This is a genomic window from Janthinobacterium sp. TPC_1 (genome assembly GCF_056037845.1).
Window position 1 is genome coordinate 5,792,870 of sequence record NZ_CP195157.1, and the last position, 19,631, is coordinate 5,812,500.

At 60.5% G+C, this 19,631-nt stretch carries 18 protein-coding genes and 4 pseudogenes; 2 read left to right on the forward strand and 20 right to left on the reverse strand.

The genetic code is table 11. The features are described from left to right. Window positions 1-16: 16 nt before the first annotated feature. From pdxJ to ACQVLG_RS28250, 19 genes and pseudogenes are all read right to left on the reverse strand, one after another. Window positions 17-778: a pyridoxine 5'-phosphate synthase gene (gene pdxJ / locus ACQVLG_RS28160; RefSeq protein ID WP_230540636.1), complete on the reverse strand. Its 762-nt coding sequence runs from the start codon at window positions 776-778 to the stop codon at window positions 17-19. Between the two features lie 42 nt (window positions 779-820). Next, window positions 821-1,657 carry a DNA repair protein RecO gene (gene recO, locus ACQVLG_RS28165; protein ID WP_474292001.1) on the reverse strand — a complete coding sequence of 279 codons (837 nt, stop codon included), beginning with the start codon at window positions 1,655-1,657 and terminating at the stop codon, window positions 821-823. Window positions 1,658-1,685: 28 nt separating this feature from the next. Next, window positions 1,686-2,587: pseudogene (gene era / locus ACQVLG_RS28170) on the reverse strand (GTPase Era). Between the two features lie 61 nt (window positions 2,588-2,648). Continuing rightward, a pseudogene (gene rnc, locus ACQVLG_RS28175) lies at window positions 2,649-3,406 on the reverse strand (ribonuclease III); the annotation flags it as partial. 87 nt (window positions 3,407-3,493) lie between these two features. After that, window positions 3,494-4,410: pseudogene (lepB, locus tag ACQVLG_RS28180) on the reverse strand (signal peptidase I). A gap of 3 nt (window positions 4,411-4,413) precedes the next feature. Beyond that, window positions 4,414-6,204 (reverse strand): translation elongation factor 4, encoded by a 1,791-nt coding sequence (gene lepA, locus ACQVLG_RS28185; RefSeq protein WP_034749621.1) that lies wholly within the window; start codon window positions 6,202-6,204, stop codon window positions 4,414-4,416. A 316-nt stretch (window positions 6,205-6,520) separates the two neighbouring features. After that, window positions 6,521-6,766 (reverse strand): glutaredoxin family protein, encoded by a 246-nt coding sequence (locus ACQVLG_RS28190; RefSeq protein ID WP_474292002.1) that lies wholly within the window; start codon window positions 6,764-6,766, stop codon window positions 6,521-6,523. 54 nt (window positions 6,767-6,820) lie between these two features. After that, entirely contained in the window at window positions 6,821-8,317 is a 1,497-nt protein-coding gene (locus ACQVLG_RS28195) for a DegQ family serine endoprotease (protein WP_230540632.1), read from the reverse strand. A 237-nt stretch (window positions 8,318-8,554) separates the two neighbouring features. Further along, window positions 8,555-8,890 (reverse strand): sigma-E factor negative regulatory protein, encoded by a 336-nt coding sequence (locus ACQVLG_RS28200; protein WP_474292003.1) that lies wholly within the window; start codon window positions 8,888-8,890, stop codon window positions 8,555-8,557. A gap of 72 nt (window positions 8,891-8,962) precedes the next feature. Next, the gene (gene rpoE, locus ACQVLG_RS28205) at window positions 8,963-9,586 is read right to left on the reverse strand and encodes an RNA polymerase sigma factor RpoE (protein ID WP_230540630.1); all 624 of its coding nucleotides are present in this window, start codon (window positions 9,584-9,586) and stop codon (window positions 8,963-8,965) included. A gap of 66 nt (window positions 9,587-9,652) precedes the next feature. Continuing rightward, window positions 9,653-10,183, reverse strand: a complete 531-nt coding sequence (locus ACQVLG_RS28210; protein WP_474292004.1) for a hypothetical protein — start codon at window positions 10,181-10,183, stop codon at window positions 9,653-9,655. Between the two features lie 121 nt (window positions 10,184-10,304). Next, window positions 10,305-11,558: a beta-ketoacyl-ACP synthase II gene (gene fabF / locus ACQVLG_RS28215; protein ID WP_474292005.1), complete on the reverse strand. Its 1,254-nt coding sequence runs from the start codon at window positions 11,556-11,558 to the stop codon at window positions 10,305-10,307. Window positions 11,559-11,587: 29 nt separating this feature from the next. Next, on the reverse strand, window positions 11,588-11,827 hold the full coding sequence (acpP, locus tag ACQVLG_RS28220) for an acyl carrier protein (protein WP_008449912.1): 240 nt from the start codon (window positions 11,825-11,827) through the stop codon (window positions 11,588-11,590). A gap of 178 nt (window positions 11,828-12,005) precedes the next feature. Then, window positions 12,006-12,749, reverse strand: coding sequence for a 3-oxoacyl-ACP reductase FabG (gene fabG, locus ACQVLG_RS28225; protein ID WP_474292006.1), 744 nt, complete (start codon window positions 12,747-12,749; stop codon window positions 12,006-12,008). 53 nt (window positions 12,750-12,802) lie between these two features. Next, a complete protein-coding gene (gene fabD / locus ACQVLG_RS28230; protein ID WP_070223879.1) occupies window positions 12,803-13,744 on the reverse strand; it encodes an ACP S-malonyltransferase in 942 nt (313 codons plus the stop codon). Between the two features lie 32 nt (window positions 13,745-13,776). Next, window positions 13,777-14,775 (reverse strand): beta-ketoacyl-ACP synthase III, encoded by a 999-nt coding sequence (locus tag ACQVLG_RS28235; RefSeq protein ID WP_230540619.1) that lies wholly within the window; start codon window positions 14,773-14,775, stop codon window positions 13,777-13,779. A gap of 15 nt (window positions 14,776-14,790) precedes the next feature. Next, window positions 14,791-15,858 (reverse strand): phosphate acyltransferase PlsX, encoded by a 1,068-nt coding sequence (plsX, locus tag ACQVLG_RS28240; RefSeq protein ID WP_230540617.1) that lies wholly within the window; start codon window positions 15,856-15,858, stop codon window positions 14,791-14,793. Between the two features lie 210 nt (window positions 15,859-16,068). After that, on the reverse strand, window positions 16,069-16,251 hold the full coding sequence (rpmF, locus tag ACQVLG_RS28245; RefSeq protein ID WP_034749653.1) for a 50S ribosomal protein L32: 183 nt from the start codon (window positions 16,249-16,251) through the stop codon (window positions 16,069-16,071). Window positions 16,252-16,503: 252 nt separating this feature from the next. Further along, a complete protein-coding gene (locus ACQVLG_RS28250) occupies window positions 16,504-17,001 on the reverse strand; it encodes a YceD family protein (protein ID WP_230540742.1) in 498 nt (165 codons plus the stop codon). 223 nt (window positions 17,002-17,224) lie between these two features. Between ACQVLG_RS28250 and ACQVLG_RS28255 the strand changes: the two genes are divergently transcribed. Further along, window positions 17,225-17,833, forward strand: a complete 609-nt coding sequence (locus ACQVLG_RS28255) for a Maf-like protein (protein WP_474295831.1) — start codon at window positions 17,225-17,227, stop codon at window positions 17,831-17,833. An 18-nt stretch (window positions 17,834-17,851) separates the two neighbouring features. Next, on the forward strand, window positions 17,852-18,601 hold the full coding sequence (locus ACQVLG_RS28260) for an SAM-dependent methyltransferase (RefSeq protein WP_474292007.1): 750 nt from the start codon (window positions 17,852-17,854) through the stop codon (window positions 18,599-18,601). 65 nt (window positions 18,602-18,666) lie between these two features. Here the strand turns inward: ACQVLG_RS28260 and ACQVLG_RS28265 are convergent. Beyond that, a pseudogene (locus ACQVLG_RS28265) lies at window positions 18,667-19,585 on the reverse strand (23S rRNA (adenine(2030)-N(6))-methyltransferase RlmJ). Window positions 19,586-19,631 lie beyond the last annotated feature (46 nt).

The following is a 19,631-nucleotide window of genomic DNA, read 5'->3' on the forward strand; positions in this document are numbered from 1 at the left end:
TCTCCCTTGTACGCGCTTATGCTTTACCAGCCAGGCGCGTGGCCACCATGATGGCCTTCATTTCGCGCACGGCGTTTTCCCAGCCGACGAACACGGCATGGGCGACGATGGCGTGGCCGATGTTCAATTCGGCAATATCGGGAATGGCAGCGATCGCCTGCACGTTGGTGTAATGCAAGCCGTGGCCCGCGTTGACCTTCAGGCCGCGCCCCACGCCGAACAGCACGCCAGCCTTGATGCGCTCCAGTTCAGCCTGCTGCTCGGCGCCTGCCGTATCGGCGTAGCGGCCCGTATGCAGCTCGATCACGGGCGCACCGAGCTCGGCGGCGGCGGCGATCTGCTGCTCGTCGGCATCGATGAACAGGCTCACGCGGATGCCCTCGCCCTGCAATTGTTTGACGGCAGCCTGCACTTCCTTGAAGTAGCGCACCACGTCCAGGCCGCCCTCGGTCGTCACTTCCGTGCGTTTTTCCGGCACCAGGCAGACGTCGGCAGGCTTGATGCGGCAGGCGAAGTCGATCATCTCGGCCGTTACGGCCGCTTCCAGGTTCATGCGCGTGAGCAACTGCGGCGCGATGGCGATGACGTCCGCATCCTTGATGTGGCGGCGGTCTTCGCGCAAATGCAGGGTGATGGCGTCGGCGCCCGCCTGTTCGGCCAGCAGGGCCGCGCGGATCGGGTCCGGGTAGGCGGTGCCGCGCGCATTGCGCAAGGTGGCCACGTGGTCGATATTGACACCCAGGTCGATGACGGGGCCGGAAGGCTGCAAAAAGCTCATAGTGATGGTATCCGTAAAGTGCCGTAGCGCAACAATCCAGCGCTACAGCTGCATTAAATCGATCAGTATCTGGCGCGTATTCAAGGTGGCGCCACCCAGTTGATGGGCCAGCAAAAAACGCATCAGCAGCTTGCTTTGCGCCTGCGTGGCCACGTCAAGATAATCTTCGCGCTCCATGTCGAGCAGGGTCTTGCCCGTGATTTTCGGCCAGGCGTCGCTGGCGCGCGCCGGGCGCGGCCCCCGTTCCGGGTCGACCACGTACACCTGCCCTGCCTCGATGGCCTGGCGCGTGCCCGTGCAGCGCGTCAGGTCGGCCGCCACGCCCGTTTCCTTGAGCAGGGCGCGCTCGAACTTGCGCAGCACGATGGGCGGCGGCTCATTGTGCGCCAGTTGATTCAAGGTAGCAACGTAGTGGTCGAACAGCACGGGATGCGGGTCATCGCGCGCGAGCAGTTTGACCAGCAATTCGTTCAGATAGAAGCCGCACAGCAAGGCGGTCTTTTCCAGCGGCAACATGCCGCCCACCCATTCGGCGCCCGTCAGGATGCGCAGCTCGGATTTGCCCGTCCAGCCCGCCTGCAGCGGTTGAAACGTCTGCAGCACGCCGCGCAACTGCGAATGGGGGCGCTTGGCGCCCTTGGCAACGAGCGCGATGCGGCCGTACTCGCGCGTAAACACGTCGACGATGAGGCTGGTTTCTTTATGGGGGTAGCTGTGCAGCACGAAGGCGGGCTGGCCCGTGATGCGGCCGTCGCGCGTGGGCGGACGGCTGCGCCGGGGTGCTGTGGGAGGTACGGCCGGCGGCGCGATGGCCGCCGGCGTGGAGGCGGCGAGTGAAGCTGGCGCGAAATCAGGCTGCGCTGGCGTGGTGGTGCTCATGCGTGTAGCGTCGCCCCCGGGTTGCCGATTACTCGTAGCCGTAGGCGCGCAAGCCCGCCTCGTTGTCGGCCCAGCCCGACTTGACCTTGACCCAGATTTCCAGGTACACGGGGCCGCCGAACAGCTTTTCCATATCCAGGCGGGCCTGGGTGGAGACTTCCTTCAGGCGCGCGCCCTTGTTGCCGATAATCATGGACTTGTGCGTATCGCGCTCGACCAGGATGGCGGCGAACACGCGGCGCAGATCGCTTCCTGCTCGAATTTCTCGATCAAGACGGTACTCGTGTATGGCAGTTCATCGCCCACAAAACGGAAGAGTTTTTCGCGCACGATTTCCGAGGCGAGGAATTTTTCGCTGCGGTCCGTGATGTCGTCCGGGCCAAAGATGGGCTGGTTTTCCGGCAGGAAACGCTTGATTTCGTTCTGCAAGCCTTCCAGCTGGAAATGCAGCTTGGCGGAGACGGGCACGATGGCGGCGAAGTCGCGCATGGCGGCGATCTTTTGCGCAAACGGCAACAATACAGCCTTATCCTTGACGCGGTCGGACTTGTTGATGACGAGGATGCATGGCACTTCCTTCGGCAGCAGATCCATCACTTGCTGGTCGGCCGGGCCGAAGGTGCCCGCCTCGATCACGTACAAAATCACGTCCGAGGAAATCAGTGTGTTCGTCACCGTCTTGTTCAGCGTCTTGTTCAGCGCGTTCGAATGACGCGTCTGGAAGCCGGGCGTGTCGACGTAGATGAATTGCGCGTCCGGCAGCGTCTGGATGCCCGTGATGCGGTGGCGCGTCGTTTGCGCCTTGCGCGAAGTGATGCTGACCTTCGCGCCGATCAGCACGTTCATCAGGGTCGATTTGCCCACGTTGGGGCGGCCCACGATGGCGATATAGCCGCAGCGGAAGTTGTCGGGCATTTTGGTGGCTGTCATGCTAGTGTCGATTCTGTTTAGTGTGAGCGGCGATCGCCGGGGCTGCTGGAGCTTGTGCGTCGTCGCTCTGGATGGTGGCAATGCCGGCCAGCTTGAGCTGGGCGGCGCGCGGTTTGGGCTTGCGGCTGGCGGCAGGCGACTTCAACAGTGCCTGCTCGGCCACGTCCAGCGCCAGTTTGGCGGCGGCTTGCTCACCGGCGCGGCGGCTTCCGCCACGGCCGTAGACCTGGATGTTCAATTTCGGCACCAGGCATTCGATCTCGAATTCCTGGCTGTGGGCGGCGCCATGGGTGGCCACCACGTTGTACTGTGGCAGCGAATTTTCTTGCTTTGCAAAAATTCCTGCAGCAGGGTCTTGGCATCCTTGCCCAGGGTTTGCGGATCGACCGAGTCGAGGATGGGGATGTAGAACGCGCGGATCATCACCGTGCTGGCGGCATCGAAACCCGTGTCGAGGAAAATCGCGCCCAGCAAGGCTTCCAGCGTGTCGGCGAGGATCGATGGACGGCGGAAGCCGCCCGATTTCAGTTCGCCTTCGCCCAGGCGCAGGAATTGCGACAATTCCAGCTTTTGCGCGATTTCATACAGCGACTGCTGTTTCACCAGGTTGGCGCGCAGGCGCGACAAATCGCCCTCGTCGATGGTCTTGAAGCGTTCGTACAGGATGGAAGCGACCACGCAGTTGAGGATGGAGTCGCCGAGGAATTCCAGCCGCTCGTTATGCAAACTGCTGTGGCTACGATGCGTCAAGGCTTGCTGCAACAGGCCAGCATCCTGGAACGTATAGCCTAAACGGGTTTGCAATAGCTGAAGATTCATTATTGTTTCTGTGTCATCTGATTGATTCGGCTGGCCGCCGCGCGGGGGATCGGCGCGGCAGCCATGGGTATTACATGCAAGAAAGACTTAATGGATGCCGCCCACTCTTTTCGGGTTGCTGAAGTTCATCCATACGAGGAAAGCCTTGCCGACGATGTTTTCGTTCGGCACGAAGCCCCAGTAGCGGCTGTCCGCGCTATTGTCGCGGTTGTCGCCCATCATGAAATAATTGCCTTGTGGCACTACACACGTAAAGCCGTCTTCGTTGTAGTTGCACGCCTCCTTGTGCGGGAAATCCTTGACTTCGCGCAAGTTCAACGTGGGAGCAGGCTCGTCGTTGAGGATGCGGTGGCTCACGCCCGTCAGGTTTTCTTCCAGCTGCTTGTGGTAGACCGTGCTTTCGTCGTCGAGGTAGTCGTCCAGCGGCGTGTACTGCACTTCCTTGCCGTTGACCGTCAAACGCTTGTTTTCATAGGTGATTTTATCACCGGCACACCGATCACGCGCTTGATATAGTCTTGCGACATATCTTTCGGGTACTTGAACACCATCACGTCGCCGCGCTGCGGATCGTTGACTTCAATGATGCGCTTGTTGACGATCGGCAAACGAATGCCATAGGTGAACTTGTTGACCAGGATCAAGTCACCGACCAGCAAGGTCGGCACCATCGAGCTCGACGGGATCTTGAACGGCTCGTACAGGAACGAGCGCAGGCAGAACACCAGGGCGATGACGGGGAAGAAGCTGCCCGAATACTCGACCCAGGTCGGCTGGCGCAACAGCGCTGCCTCGATGGTGGCGCGGCTGCCGCCCGCATCGGACTTGATGCCCTCGGCGGCCAGCTTGGACTGGCGCGCATCGAACTCGGCCAGGGCAAGGTCGGCCGCCTTGCGGCGCTGCTTGGACAGATAAAACACATCCAGGCACCAGACCAGGCCCGTCAACACCATCAGCACGAACAGGATTAAAGCGAAATTTCCTAAAATCACTTGCAGGTTCATGTATTAACCGTCCACTTGTAAAATTGCCAGGAATGCTTCTTGCGGGATCTCCACGGAACCCACTTGCTTCATGCGTTTCTTACCCGCTTTTTGTTTTTCCAGCAATTTCTTCTTGCGGCTGATGTCGCCGCCATAGCACTTGGCCAAGACGTTCTTGCGCAAGGCTTTCACGTTCTCGCGCGAAATGATGTTCGCGCCGATGGTCGCCTGAATCGCTACGTCGAACATCTGGCGCGGGATCAGTTCGCGCATCTTGGCGGCCACCTGGCGGCCACGGTACTGGCTGTTCGAACGGTGGACGATGATGGCCAGCGCATCGACTTTTTCGCTGTTGATCAGCATGTCGACCTTGACCACGTCGGCCGCGCGGTATTCCTTGAACTCGTAATCCATCGAGGCATAACCGCGCGACGTCGATTTCAGGCGGTCGAAGAAGTCCAGCACGATCTCGGCCATCGGCATTTCATACACGAGCTTGACCTGGCGGCCGTGGTAGCTCATGTCCATCTGGATGCCGCGCTTGCCGATACACAAGGTAATCACGGAGCCCACGTATTCCTGCGGCATGTACAGATTGACCGTGACGATAGGCTCGCGCACTTCCTCGATGCGCGACGGATCGGGCATCTTCGACGGATTGTCGACGTTGATCATGGTGCCGTCGCGCTGGATCACTTCGTACACGACGGTAGGCGCCGTGGTGATCAGGTCCATGTCGAATTCGCGCTCGAGGCGTTCCTGCACGATTTCCATGTGCAGCAAGCCCAGGAAGCCGCAGCGGAAGCCGAAGCCCAGCGCCTGCGACACTTCCGGCTCGTACATCAGGGCAGCGTCGTTCAGTTTCAGCTTTTCCAGCGAGTCGCGCAGCGCGTCGTACTGGTTCGCTTCCACCGGGAACAGGCCGGCGAATACTTGCGGCTGCACTTCCTTGAAGCCAGGCAATGGCGCAGCGGCAGGACGGTTGGCCAGGGTGACGGTATCGCCCACTTTCGCCGCCTTCAATTCCTTGATGCCGGCGATGATGAAGCCCACCTGGCCTGCCGACAATTGCGGCAAGGATTGCGAACGGGGCGAAAAGACGCCGATGTCTTCCACTAGCTGCACCGAATCGGTGGCCATCAGGCGGATCTTGTCTTTCGGCTTCAGGGTGCCGTTGATCACGCGCACCAGCATGACCACGCCCACATAGGCGTCATACCAGGAGTCGACGATCAGCGCCTGCAGCGGCGCATCGGGATCGCCCTTCGGCGGCGGCACCTTGACGATCAGTTGTTCGAGCACGTCCAGCACGCCGAAGCCCGTCTTGGCCGAGCAATGCACGGCGTCGCCCGCGTCGATGCCGATCACGTCTTCGATCTCGGCAATGGCGCTCGGCGGGTCCGCGTTCGGCAAGTCGATCTTATTCAGCACGGGCACCACTTCCACGCCCAGGTCCAGCGCCGTGTAGCAGTTGGCCACGGTTTGCGCTTCCACGCCTTGCGATGCGTCAACGACCAGCAGCGCGCCTTCGCAGGCCGACAGCGAGCGCGACACTTCATAGCTGAAGTCGACGTGGCCTGGCGTATCGATCAGGTTCAGATTGTAGATCTGGCCATCGCGCGCCTTGTAGTGCAGGGCCGCCGTTTGCGCCTTGATGGTAATGCCGCGCTCGCGCTCCAGATCCATCGAATCGAGCACCTGCGCCTCCATCTCGCGGTCGGACAAGCCGCCGCACAATTGAATGATGCGGTCAGCCAGGGTCGATTTACCGTGGTCAATATGGGCGATGATGGAGAAATTGCGTATGTTGTTCATTAACTAATATAAGTGCGAAGTTGACGACACTGCTTTAACAGAAATCAGGGGGATCATGTCCGGGCCAAACAGGGCCAAAACCAGGCGCCCCACTCATGATGAAAAAAGCGCTCCGAGCAGGACATCTGCATGCCCAGGCGAGCGCTTTTGAAGCGACAGAAGCTGCTGCCTCGGACAGTAGCTTTTTCGACCTCCCATTTTACCGGATTTCAGAGCGGAAAGCCCGTCTTATGAGGCCGGCACCGGGCCAAGCCCACATTTTCGGCTGATTTCAGCACCAGAATGGTGCAATGCAGTGTCAATATTGACAGTTAAGCTACACCAGGCAGCGCCGCACGGCCGCTTCGTCGAGAAAATAATGGCATAGCTCGGGCTGCGCCAGGTCGGCAAACAGCACCGGCACCAGCTCGTCGAAACGGGCCAGCAGCGTGGCATCGGGCGAGGCGTCGATATCGATCACGTCCACCGTGAACGGTTTTTCAGGCGGCTGCAGCAAGAGCAAGGCGTCGAGCATGTCCTGGCATAAATGACAATAACTGCGGGAATAGAGGGTGAAGTGCATGAAGAAAAGGGAAAGGCATCCCGGCCGGAGCCGGGATGCAGGTGAATCAGAAACTTACTTGGCCGACGGACGCAGCGAAACGAATTGCGCCACGTCGCCGCGGCGCACCAGCACGGCCGACGACTTCTTTGGATCGAGCTTGGCCACCAGGGCATTGAATTGCTTGGCATCTTTCACGGCAACGTTGTTCAATTGCAATATCACGTCGCCAGGCTGCAGGCCGGCCTGGGCCGCCACGCCATCCGCATCCTCGACCAGCACGCCCGCGTCGATCTTCAATTCCTGCTTCTTCGCGGCCGGCACGTCGCTGACCTTCAAGCCCAGTGCATTGACGGCTTGCGCTTCCGGCTCCTTGGCGCCCTTCTTCGCCGTTTTCTCGCTTTCCAGCTCGACGACGGTGACGGGAATATCCTGCTGCGCCCCCTTGCGCCAGACGGTGACCGTGGACTTGCCATTGACGGCGGCGCCGCCTACCAGGCGCGGCAGGTCGGACGAACGCTCGATCGCAGCGCCATTGAATTTCAGGATGATGTCGCCCGGCTTGATGCCCGCCTTGTCGGCCGGACCACCTGGCTCCACCATCGACACTTGCGCGCCCTTGGCGTTCGGCAAGCCCAGCGATTCCGCCACGTCCTTGCTCACTTCGCCGATCTGCACGCCGATGCGCCCGCGCACGACCTTGCCCGTCTTTTTCAGCTGCTCGCCCACGCGCATGGCTTCATCGATGGGCACGGCAAACGAAATGCCGTTGTAGGCGCCGGACAGGGTGGCGATCTGCGAATTGATGCCGATCACTTCGCCGCGCATATTGATCAAAGGACCGCCCGAGTTGCCGGGGTTGACGGCCACGTCGCTCTGGATCAGCGGCAGATAGTCACCCGTATCGCGCGATTTGGCGGAAATGATGCCGGCCGTCACCGTGTTTTCCAGGTTGAATGGCGAGCCGATGGCGATCACCCACTCGCCCACGCGGATCTTGTTCGAGTCGCCGATGGTCAGGCGCGGCAAGTTGGCGCCCTCGATCTTCAGCAGGGCCACGTCGGTGCGGGCGTCAGCGCCGATCACCTTGGCCTTGAACTCGCGCTTGTCCGTCAGGGTCACGTAGACTTCATCGGCGCCATCGACCACGTGGGCATTGCTGAGCACGTAGCCATCGGCCGAAATGATGAAGCCGGAACCGACACCGCGCTGCACTTCCTGTTCCTGCGGCACGGCACGTCGGCCGCCGCGCGGCGCCTGCTGGCGCGGCGTCGGCATGGCGCCGCCGAAGAAGCGGCGCAGGAATTCCTGCATTTCCTGCTCATCCTGGCCGCCCGCGCCGGGCGCAGCCATCTTCAGGCGCTCGGTGGTGCGGATATTCACGACGGCCGGGCCGACGGCGTCGACCAGATCCGAGAAATCAGGCAGTTTCACTGCCGCCACGGCGGCCTGCGCCTGTGGCGCCAGCCCCAGCATGGTGGGAGCCAGAAACACGCCAGCCGTACCGAACAATAAAGCGGAAAGTGTCTTCACTGAAAACGACTTGCTGGCGGCACACATGTTTTTTTTCATGGAAAGGATCTTTTCGAGTATGTAAACGGATCAAAACGCGGACAGGCGATTGCCTGCGTGCATGATTGGCCGTCATGACGGCATCCCAGGGGCAAACACACCTGGCTGCGCGCATGGCCAACAAAACAACAATATATCGCAAAAGCAAGATATTGCCTGCACACAGTGTCAATCGTACCGAAGTCCAGTGTCAAGAGGGCGACAGGAACGTTAAGCCTGGCATAAGATGGTGCAGCGCTAGCGTTGCGCCAGCGGTCCCGCCTCCAGCGGCTCGGCCGCGCCCGGCGGCACGATGGCTGCGGACAGCGGGGGCAGCGGCTCCGCATGGGCAGCCGGCCCGTCAGGCGCCGCCTCGGCGGCCAGGCGGCCGGCCAGGCGCGCGTCGAATTCGGCGCTCAATGCATGGCCGCAATGCTCCGAGCGCAGCACGTCGCCGATGAGGCGATAGGCATCCCAGGCCTGGCGTCCCTCATCCGTGTCGAGGGCCGCAAAAGCCAGTTCGAGTTCGCTCGCCGCCAGCTCGCCATCGGCCAGCGCGGAAATAGTCTCGTGCAATCGTGTGTGCGTATCCATGATGGGTCCTGCCATTTCAAGAGAATCGGTGCGGAAACCGGACGCAGCCATGCCAACCTCATACTCTCCAGATTACCAGCGCTTGTCAATCGGCATGTCCAACAAGGGCTTCAATTTCTCCGCAATCACTTCGCGCGCGCGGAAAATGCGGCTGCGCACGGTGCCGATGGGACACGCCATGATCTCCGATATCTCTTCGTAGCTGAGGCCCTCGATCTCGCGCAGCACGATGGCCGTGCGCAACTCGAGGGGCAGCACATCCATGGCCGCATTGACGGTGGCCGCAATCTGCTTGCTGGCCAGCACCGATTCGGGCGTATTGTTGTCGCGCAATTTATTGCCGTCATCGAAGGATTCCGCCTGCTCGGCGTCGGCATCGCTGGACGTGGCGGCGCGCCGCCCCTGCGTAACGAGATAATTCTTGGCCGTATTGATGCCGATCCGATACAACCAGGTATAAAAGGCGGCATCGCCGCGAAAATGGCGCAGCGCCCGGTATGCCTTGATAAAGGTTTCCTGCACCACATCTTCGGCCTCCGCCGGATCATGCACAAGGCGCGACACCAGGCGCATCAAGCGGCGCTGATATTTCGATACCAGCACATCGAATGCCCGTTTGTCGCCCGCCTGCACCCGCTCGACCAGCAACTGATCATACTCGCGCTCTGTCCTCACGCCCAATGTCCCTGTAGTCATGCAGCGTGGGCGCCTGTATGGATATAGAGTTGGCCCGCTGCAAGAAGTTCAGTGTTCGCCCCACTTTTATTCTTCCCTCTTCCGCGCCGCGATAGCCCGGCAAGCCACGGCCAGCGGGCGAAAGGCGGCGCAGCTCTTGCCACGCTGCACCAACAACTGCGTGCGCCGCCCGGCGGCATCGGCCAGGCACAGCACCAGCAGCGACGGCCACAAGGTCGAGCCCGGCAACAGGCGCAGCTCCGGCGCCGTCAGGGGCTGCCGCATGGCCGGCGGCACCCGCTCGCTGGCGCCCGTCCCTGACGCCCCGCCATGCTCCAGATATACCGCCAGCCGCAACTGGCCGACCGGCGAAATATCAAGCGCCTGCGGCTTTCTGCGCCTGCGCAGCAAAGCCAGCAAAAACACGCCGCCTGCCGCACTCAGCAACGCGGCTGGCCAGCCCAGCGCATAGCCGCCCACCAGTTGGCCAGGCACCGCCGCGGCACGCCACGCGCCGCTCAAGGGCCAGGCGGCGAGCAGGGCGCACAGTCCCAGCACCGCTTGCAGCAGGCGCAAACAGACAGGCGTGCGAATAACAGCCGCTACCGCGATCGACATACTTCATGGGAAAAAAAAGGCGCGCCGGCAACATGCCGGGCAAATTCAGGCGCCAACGAACGTTGGCGCCGAATCAGCGCTCACTACGGTTTGACCGTAGCGAGCGCTTGAAAGTTCCTGCTTATTTCGCTTTACCGAAAATCAGCGTGCCATTCGTTCCGCCGAAGCCGAACGAATTCTTCACTGCATAATCGATCTTCATATCACGCGCCGTGTTGGCACAGAAATCAAGATCGCAAGCAGGATCCTGGTTGAAGATGTTGATGGTCGGTGGCGACACCTGATGGTGCAATGCCAGGACCGTAAACACCGCTTCCAGACCGCCCGCGCCGCCCAGCAAATGGCCCGTCATCGACTTGGTCGAGTTGACGACCAGATTCCTGGCGTGCTCGCCGAAGGTGCGCTTGATGCCCATCACTTCCGCCACGTCGCCTTGCGGGGTCGACGTGCCGTGCGCGTTCAGGTACTGGATCTGATCCGCGTTCAAGCCGGCGTTGTTGAGGGCCGCGATCACCGATTTGCTGCCGCCGCTGCCATCTTCCAACGGCGAGGTCATGTGATAAGCATCTGCGCTCATCCCGAAACCATGCACTTCGGCATAGATCTTGGCACCACGGGCTACCGCGTGCTCGTACTCTTCCAGCACCATGACGCCAGCACCCTCGCCCAGCACGAAGCCGTCGCGGTCGGCATCCCACGGACGCGATGCCGTTGCCGGATCGTCGTCGTTGCGGGTCGACAAGGCGCGTGCCGAGGCGAAACCGCCCAGGCCCAGCGGCGACACGGTCGATTCGGCACCACCGGCGATCATGACGTCGGCATCGCCGTACTCGATCATGCGCGCCGCGGCACCGATGCTGTGCAGACCGGTGGTACACGCCGTCACGATCGCCAGGTTCGGGCCCTTCAGACCATATTTGATCGAAAGGTTGCCAGAGATCATGTTAATGATCGAGGCAGGCACGAAAAATGGCGAGATACGGCGCGGACCGCGCTTTTCGTACTCGGACTTGGTTTCCTCGATCAGCGGCAGGCCGCCGATACCGGAACCGATGATCACGCCGATGCGCTCGGCGTTTTCCTCGGTCACTTCCAGGCCGGAATCTTGCATCGCCTGGATGCCCGCAGCCATGCCGTAATGGATAAAGGTATCCATATGGCGGGCTTCCTTACCGGAGATGTACTCTTCGATATTGAAGCCTTTGACTTCACCGGCAAAATGCGTGGTGAATGGCTGTGCATCGAATTTGGTAATCGTGGCAATGCCGGATTTACCTTCGACGATTGCGCCCCACGCCTCGGCAATAGTATTGCCGACAGGTGAAACGCAGCCCAGGCCGGTGACAACAACACGACGGTTTTTAGAACGGCTCAAGCGATTCTCCTGAAGTCGGTCAGACAGGCTTAGGCCTTGACGTGTGCGGTGGCGTAGTCGATCGCCTGTTGCACGGTGGTGATTTTTTCAGCTTGTTCGTCAGGGATTTCCATTTCGAATTCGTCTTCCAGGGCCATCACCAGTTCCACGGTGTCCAGGGAATCGGCGCCCAGGTCGTCGACGAAGGAGGATTCGATTTTGATGTCTGCTTCTGCAACGCCCAGTTGCTCAGCGACGATTTTCTTAACGCGTTGTTCGATATCCGACATGTTATGGCTCCAAAGTGTGTGTTACGGAAAGTGCGCGCATTTTATCAGGTTTGCGCGTCCGAATACTAATTTCGGTGTCTGCTGCTAATTCGACCGAAGCTGCTGCTAAAAGATGCGATTATAGACAAAAACGACCGTTGAATCATGCCACAAACGCCCGCCCCGTCTACCTTTCACATCAATTCATGTACATTCCGCCGTTCACGTGCAGGGTCGTGCCCGTGATATACGCCGCTTGCGGCGAGGCCAGAAAGGCCACCGCCGCCGCCACGTCTTCCGGTTTGCCCAGGCGGGACAGGGGAATTTGCGTCAACAGGGCCGCGTGCTGCTCTTCGCTCAGGGCCTTGGTCATGTCGGTATCGATGAAGCCCGGGGCGATGCAGTTCACGGTAATGTTGCGGCTGCCGATTTCGCGCGCCAGCGCGCGGCTCATGCCTTCCACGCCGGCCTTGGCCGCCGCGTAATTCATCTGCCCCGGATTGCCCGACGACGCCACCACCGACGTGATGTTAATAATACGCCCGGCTTTGGCTTTCATCATGCCACGCAGTACCGCGCGCGACAGGCGCCCGACGGCCGACAGGTTCGTCGAAATCACGCCGTCCCACTCTTCATCCTTCATGCGCATGGCCAGCTGATCTTGCGTGATGCCCGCATTGTTGACCAGGATCGACAGGCTGCCGTAGGTTTTCTGCACTTCATCGACGACGGCAGCGCAGCGCGCCGCATCGGTCACGTTCAGGACCAGGCCCTTGCCCGCCACGCCTTCGGCGGCCAGGTAATCGGTGATCGCTTGCGCGCCGCTTTCCGAGGTGGCGGTGCCGACCACGGTGGCACCCTGCTTGCCCAGTTCGGTGGCGATGGCGCGGCCGATGCCGCGCGAGGCGCCCGTGACCAGCACGACTTGATTTGCTAAATTCATGAGTATCCTTAAAGATGGCTGACGGCAGCCACAACTGCACTGCCGTTTGCTGTTTATTTGAGCTGCGTCAAAATACGTTCCAGCGAGGCCTGGTCGACGATGGCGTCGCCCACCAGCACCGGGTCGATGCGCTTGGCCAGGCCCATCAGGACCTTGCCCGGACCGCATTCGATCACTTGCGTGATGCCATCCGCAGCAACCTTTTGCATGGTTTCCACCCAGCGCACTGGGCTGGCTGCCTGGCGCACGAGCGCGTCCTTGATGCCGGCCACATCGTTGACGATGGCCACGTCGACGTTGTTGATCAGGGCGATCTGCGGCGCGGCGAACGTCAGGCCGGCCATGTACTCGCGCAAGCGATCCGAAGCCGGCTTCAGCAGCGACGAGTGGAATGGCGCGGAGACGGGCAGCTTCATGGCGCGCTTGGCGCCCTTGGCCTTGGCCAGCTCGCAGGCGCGCTCGACGGCGGCCGTGTGGCCGGCGATGACCACTTGCGCTGGCGCATTGAAATTGACGGGCTCGACCACCAGGGCCGGGTTTTCCGCCGCCGCTTCCGCACAGGCGGCGCGCACGTCGTCGTCCGACAGGCCCAGCACGACAGCCATCGTGCCCTGCCCCACGGGCACGGCTTCCTGCATCGCTTGCGCGCGGAAACGCACGAGCGGCACGGCATCCTTGAACGAGATCACGCCGGCGGCGACCAGCGCCGAGTATTCACCGAGGCTGTGACCGGCCACGACCGTCGGCACGGGGCCGCCCGCTGCCAGCCAGGCGCGGTAGAAGGCCACGGCGGCCGTCAGCATCACCGGTTGCGTGTTGGTGGTCAGGTCCAGCTCTTCCTTCGGACCTTCGGCGATCAGTTTGCCCAGGTCGCATTGCAGGGCGTCCGACGCTTCGGCGACGGTCTGCGCCACCACGGGGTTGCCGGCGAAACCGTCGAGCATCGCAATCGCTTGCGAGCCTTGGCCTGGGAAAACAAATGCAAATTGTGTCATGGTGACTCCGTTTTTTTAATAGTATTGCGGGATTACATGCGCGCCAGCACGGCGCCCCAGGTAAAGCCGCCGCCCACGCCTTCCATCATGACGTTGTCGCCCTTTTTTACCCTGCCATCGCGCACGGCGATGTCGAGCGCCAGCGGGATCGAGGCGGCCGAGGTGTTGCCATGCTGGTCGACGGTGACGACCATCTTGTCCAGCGGCAAGCCGAGTTTCTTGGCCGTGCTGTTCATGATGCGGATATTTGCCTGGTGCGGGATCAGCCAGTCGATCTGGTCCGACGTCATGTTGGCGTGTTCGAGGGCTTCGTGCGCGACCTTTTCCAGCACGGACACGGCCAGCTTGAACACGGCCGGACCATCCATGTACAGGAAGGCGCTGCCGGCCAGCGCGCCGCCGGCCAGGCTGCCGGGCACGCTGAGGATGTCCGAATGGCGGCCGTCCGCGTGCAGCTTGGTGGCCAGGATGCCCGGCTCTTTCGACGCCGTCATGACGATGGCGCCGGCGCCGTCGCCGAACAGCACGCAAGTGCCGCGGTCGTCGAAATTGAGGATGCGCGAAAACACTTCGGCGCCGATCACCAGCACGTTCTTGTGCATGCCCGACTGGATGAAACTGTCGGCCGTGGCGACCGCATACACGAAACCGCTGCAGACGGCTTGCACGTCGACGGCGGCGCAATTGTTCGTGATGCCCAGCTTGTTTTGCACGATGCAGGCCGTGCTGGGGAAGCTGCCGAAGAAATCGGGGGTCGAGCTGGCGACGATGATCAGGTCCAGGTCGTTGCCGTTCAGGCCAGCCATTTCCAGGGCCTTTTTGGCCGCTTCCACGCCCAGGTCCGAGGAATTTTGCGACGGCGCCGCGTAATGGCGCGCCGAAATGCCGCTGCGCGAGACGATCCACTCATCCGACGTCTCGATGCCCTTGGCGGCGAGCTGTTCGGTCAAATCCTGGTTCGTGACGCGCTTCTCCGGCAAGTAGCTGCCGGTACCGATAATTTTGCTGTAAGTTTTGCTAAAAACAGTCATGCAAATACCCGTCCACTAAATGGTAGAGCTTGTTGATGTAGGTTCGTCCGGTACTGGCGTGCGCGGCATCAGCTCGGCGATCAGGCTGGCCAGGTGCGCTTGCACGTCATTTTTTGCCGCATCAAAGGCGCGGCGCAAGGCCCATTCGAAGGAATAGGCATCGGCGCTGCCGTGGCTCTTGAAGACGAGGCCACGCAAGCCCAGCAGGCTGGCGCCGTTGTAACGCGAGGGATTCAAGCGGTTGCCGATGGCTTTCAAGGCACCGCGGGCGATCAGCGCGCCCAGCATGGTCAGCGGATTGCGCTTGAATTCGGAAGTGAGCACGTCTTTCACCAGGCGCGCCAGGCCCTCGATGGCTTTCAGGGTGACGTTGCCGACAAAACCGTCGCAGACGACGATATCGGTCGTGCCCTTGAAGATATCATTGCCTTCCACGTTGCCGTAGAAGTTCAGCGCGCCACGCTCGTGGTCGGCCTGCAGCAGCTTCGAGGTGAGTTTCACCACTTCATTGCCCTTGATATCTTCCGTGCCCACGTTCAGCAAGCCGATCGTCGGGCGTTCGATGCCTTCCATGGCGGAAACCAGCACGGAACCCATGATGGCGAACTGGTGCAAGTGATGCGGTTCGCAATCGACGTTGGCGCCCAGATCCAGCATATAGGTAGGACCGTTCTTTTGATTCGGCAAGATGCTGCAGATGGCCGGGCGGTCGACGCCGGACATGGTTTTCAATACATAGCGCGACACGGCCATCAGGGCTGCCGTATTACCGGCGGAAACGGAGGCTTGCGCCGCGCCGCTCTTGACCTGTTCGATGGCCACGCGCATGGAGGAATCCTTCTTGCGGCGCAGGGCCACTTCCAGGGGATCGTCCATGGTAACTTGTTCGGAGGCATGCAATACCGACAGGCGCGGATGCGTGTCGGCTTTATGTTTTTTCAGTTCGGCACGGATCACGTCTTCCAATCCAACAAGGATCAGTTCGGCTTCAGGCTCATGTTTTACGAAGGAAATTGCTGCGGGGATAGTGACTGAGGGACCGTGATCTCCGCCCATGCAGTCGATAGAAATTTTGATTGTCATTTGTTTTGATTCAGTACCGCTGTGGGCTTGCGGCAAGATGTGAATCGGACTGGAGCATATGCAGGGCGCAGCATGTCATGCACCGCCTGAGCAAGCTTGATTCAAAATGACGGGTGCGCAAGATGAATTGCAGCCGATAAAAAAGAAGAAGCGGCGCCACGCCGAATAACCACGCAACACCGCTTTCATCTTACCCAACAAAAACGTCGATTACTCGTCGTTTTTGGTCTTCAACACTTTACGGCCACGATAGAAGCCGTTAGGGCTGATATGGTGACGCATGTGTGTTTCGCCGGTAACTGGCTCGACGCTCAATTGCGGCGCGACCAGGAAGTCGTGCGAACGGTGCATGCCGCGCTTGGAAGGGGTTTTCTTGTTCTGTTGAACTGCCATGATGACTCCTAATACATAAGTTCTAAAATTTTAGCACAATCGATTAGCAAATACATGCGAATCGAGTATCCCAGCGGCAAAGACTACCCGAAAACAGTCCGTACCGACATCGTTTATTACAATTACATTTCACTACACTTGCCATACTCGATTACTACACGCGTTTGACATGTTCTTTAAGCGGAACCTCACAAACCTACGGTTTTTGAGGCCCCCTACAAATACCACTACTACTTAACTTAATCTCTTAACTTATTCTGGCTTCAAGTCTTTCAGTGCCGCGAACGGCGACTTCTTTTCAGTCTTGAGAGCATCGAGCTGCGCCGTATCGGGGCAGACATCGTGTTTGGGTACCTGCGGCAGGGCCAGCAAGGCTTCATCTTCGATCAGGGCCGCGGCATCCATGCTGCGGCTGCCGACGATCACGTCGATCGATTCATCGTTGATGATTTCTTCAATCTCGTCCGCGTGCTCGTCATCCTTGCCCAGCATCAGAACAGTCGAAGAATCAATTACGTAAGCATACGGAGTCAGGCAGCGCTGGCAAACCAGCTGAACGGTGCCGTTGACCGACAAGGTCAGTTGTGGGTAGCCCAGCTTGCTGGTGCCGCCGACGATCTTCCAGGCGATGTCGCCGGAAGCATCTGCACAATCCTTGGTCAACCGGGTCATTTCAGCGACAGGAGTTACACCCTCGCGGCTCCCGCTGATACGACAAAAATCAAAGGCGTCGATCACAAAAGCATTCATTGGTAGAAAATTTCCCCGGAAAACCTGCGATAATAACAGGGTTTTTAGCACCGAGTCAAAGCCTAAGCATCTTTTTTGACGCAATCATTGCCATCAACATGACAACTTCATCAACACCGTCATGCCGCATGGAGCCTCAGTTATGGACTCCGCGCCCGGGAATTTGCGTGAAATTCCACTGACATCGACCAGCGCGGCCATGCCGGCCGCCATCTACTACCGAATGATACCAACTTCCGCCCCATTGCGCTTGATTCTTGCATCGAGTTCGACCTACCGCAAGGAATTGCTGGAACGCCTGCGCCTGCCTTTCGAGGTGGCCGTGCCCGATCTCGACGAAAGCCCCCTGCCAGGCGAAAGCCCCAGCGCCACGGCCCTACGCCTGGCCCAGGCCAAGGCGCAGGCCGTGCTCGACCGCTATCCTGGCAGCCTCGTCATCGGCTCCGACCAGGTCGCCACCCTGGACGGCGCGCAGATCGGCAAGCCCGGCAGCCATGCCAATGCCTTGCTGCAACTGCAAACCATGCGCGGGCGCCAGACCGTGTTCCACACGGCACTATGCCTGCTGGACGGGCGCCAGGCGTTGCCTGTGGCGCAAGTGGAAGATGTGCAAACCCTCGTCACCGTGCGCAACTTGCCCGATGCCGAGCTGGACGCCTACCTGCGCATCGAGCAGCCGTATGATTGCGCCGGCAGCGCCAAGAACGAAGGCCTGGGCATCGCCCTGCTCGAACGCATCGACAGCACCGACCCGACCGCCCTCACCGGCTTGCCGCTGATCGCCCTCACCGGCATGCTGCGCAAGGCGGGCGTGGCGTTTTTCACCATTTAAATTACCGACAAGAAGAATATGACCGGCACCCTGTACCTGATCCCCAACCACCTCGGCCTTCCCGATGGCGCCATCGACCCGCTGGCAAGCATCATTCCCGAGCAGGTGCGGCACCTCACCTCGCAGCTCGACTATTTCGTTGCGGAAAACGCCAAGACGGCGCGCGCCTTCCTGAAACTGATCGGCAACCAGCATCCGCTGGCCAAGCCCTTGCAGGAAATCACGATTTCCGAACTCAACGTCAATACCCCCGCGCAGGCGCTGGCCGGCTTGCTGGCACCGCTGCTGGCGGGACGCGATGCGGGCCTCGTGTCGGAAGCGGGCGTGCCCGCCGTGGCCGACCCCGGCGCCGACCTCGTGCGCCTGGCGCACCAGCACGGCATCAAAGTACGCCCGCTGGTGGGCCCGTCGTCGATCCTGCTGGCCGTGATGGCCAGCGGCTTGAACGGCCAGAGCTTCGCCTTCAACGGCTACCTGCCCACGGATGCGGCCCTGCGCGCCAAACGCCTGAAGGAACTGGAAAGCCGGTCGCGCAATGAAAAGCAGACCCAGCTGTTTCTCGAAACGCCGTACCGCAACGCCGCCATGCTCGAAGCGCTGGTAGCCCAATGCGCGCCATCGACCCTGATCTGCGTCGCCACCGACCTGAGCCTGGACTCGGAAAACGTGCAGACGTGGAATGGCGCGCAGTGGAAGAAACAATTGGCCGCCGGCAAGGCACCGGACTTCCACAAGAAACCGACCGTGTTCTTGCTGCTGGGGCAGTAAACGACAAACGCCACGGGCAATTACCCGTGGCGTTTTTTATTGCAGCCCTACCAAGACAAGTAGGATTACACTCTTCTTGTTCCCGTATTTTTTTGTCCGCCCTTGCCCGTTTCCAAAACGAACTTGGCGCCATCGTCGCGGCCCAATACTTTCACCAGGTACGGCATGACTTCGCGCAACATCGGCTCCAGCGTGTACGGCGGGTTCAAAATGAACATGCCGCTGCTGTGCAAGCCGAAACCGTCCGGCGACGGGGTATTCACCGTCAACGTCACGTGCAGCCAGTCCGAGCTGGGGCAGCTGCTTGAGCTTGTCGGCGAACTGGCGCGATTCCATGCGCTGCAGCACCGGATACCAGACGGCGTACATGCCCGACGGGAAGCGCACGAGGGCGTCGGCCAGGGTATCCTTGACCTTGCGGTAATCCATCTTGTCTTCATACGGCGGGTCGATCAGCACCAGCGCGCGGCGCGATGGCGGCGGCAGCAGGGCCTTCAGGCTCTGGAAGCCGTCCGCCTTGGTGATAATGACGCGCTTGCCGCGCACGGTGGGACGCTCGCCCTGGGCCAGCGCATGCGCCTCGACCTTGCGGAAGTTGTCGGCCAGAATCTTTGCGTCGGCAGGATGCAGCTCGAACAGGCGCAGACGGTCTTGCTCGCGGCTGACCTTGTCGGCGCAGTACGGCGAACCCGGGTAGTAGCGCATCTTGCCGCTCGGATTCATTTCCTTGATCAACTTCATGTACTCGGCCAGCGAGGCCGGCAAGTCCGTGCGGTCCCACAGGGGCGCGATGCCCGTTTCGTACTCGGCATTTTTCGACGCATAACCGCCGTCGAGCGCATACACGCCCGCGCCGGAATGGGTATCGATATAACTATAGGCGGTATCTTTTTGATTCAGATATTGCAACAACTGAATCTGCACATAATGTTTCAACACATCGGCGTGATTACCCGCGTGAAAGGCGTGGCGGTAACTCAACATAAGCTGGCTAATTCCATAATAAAATATAAATAAAGGCGGGAGCGCT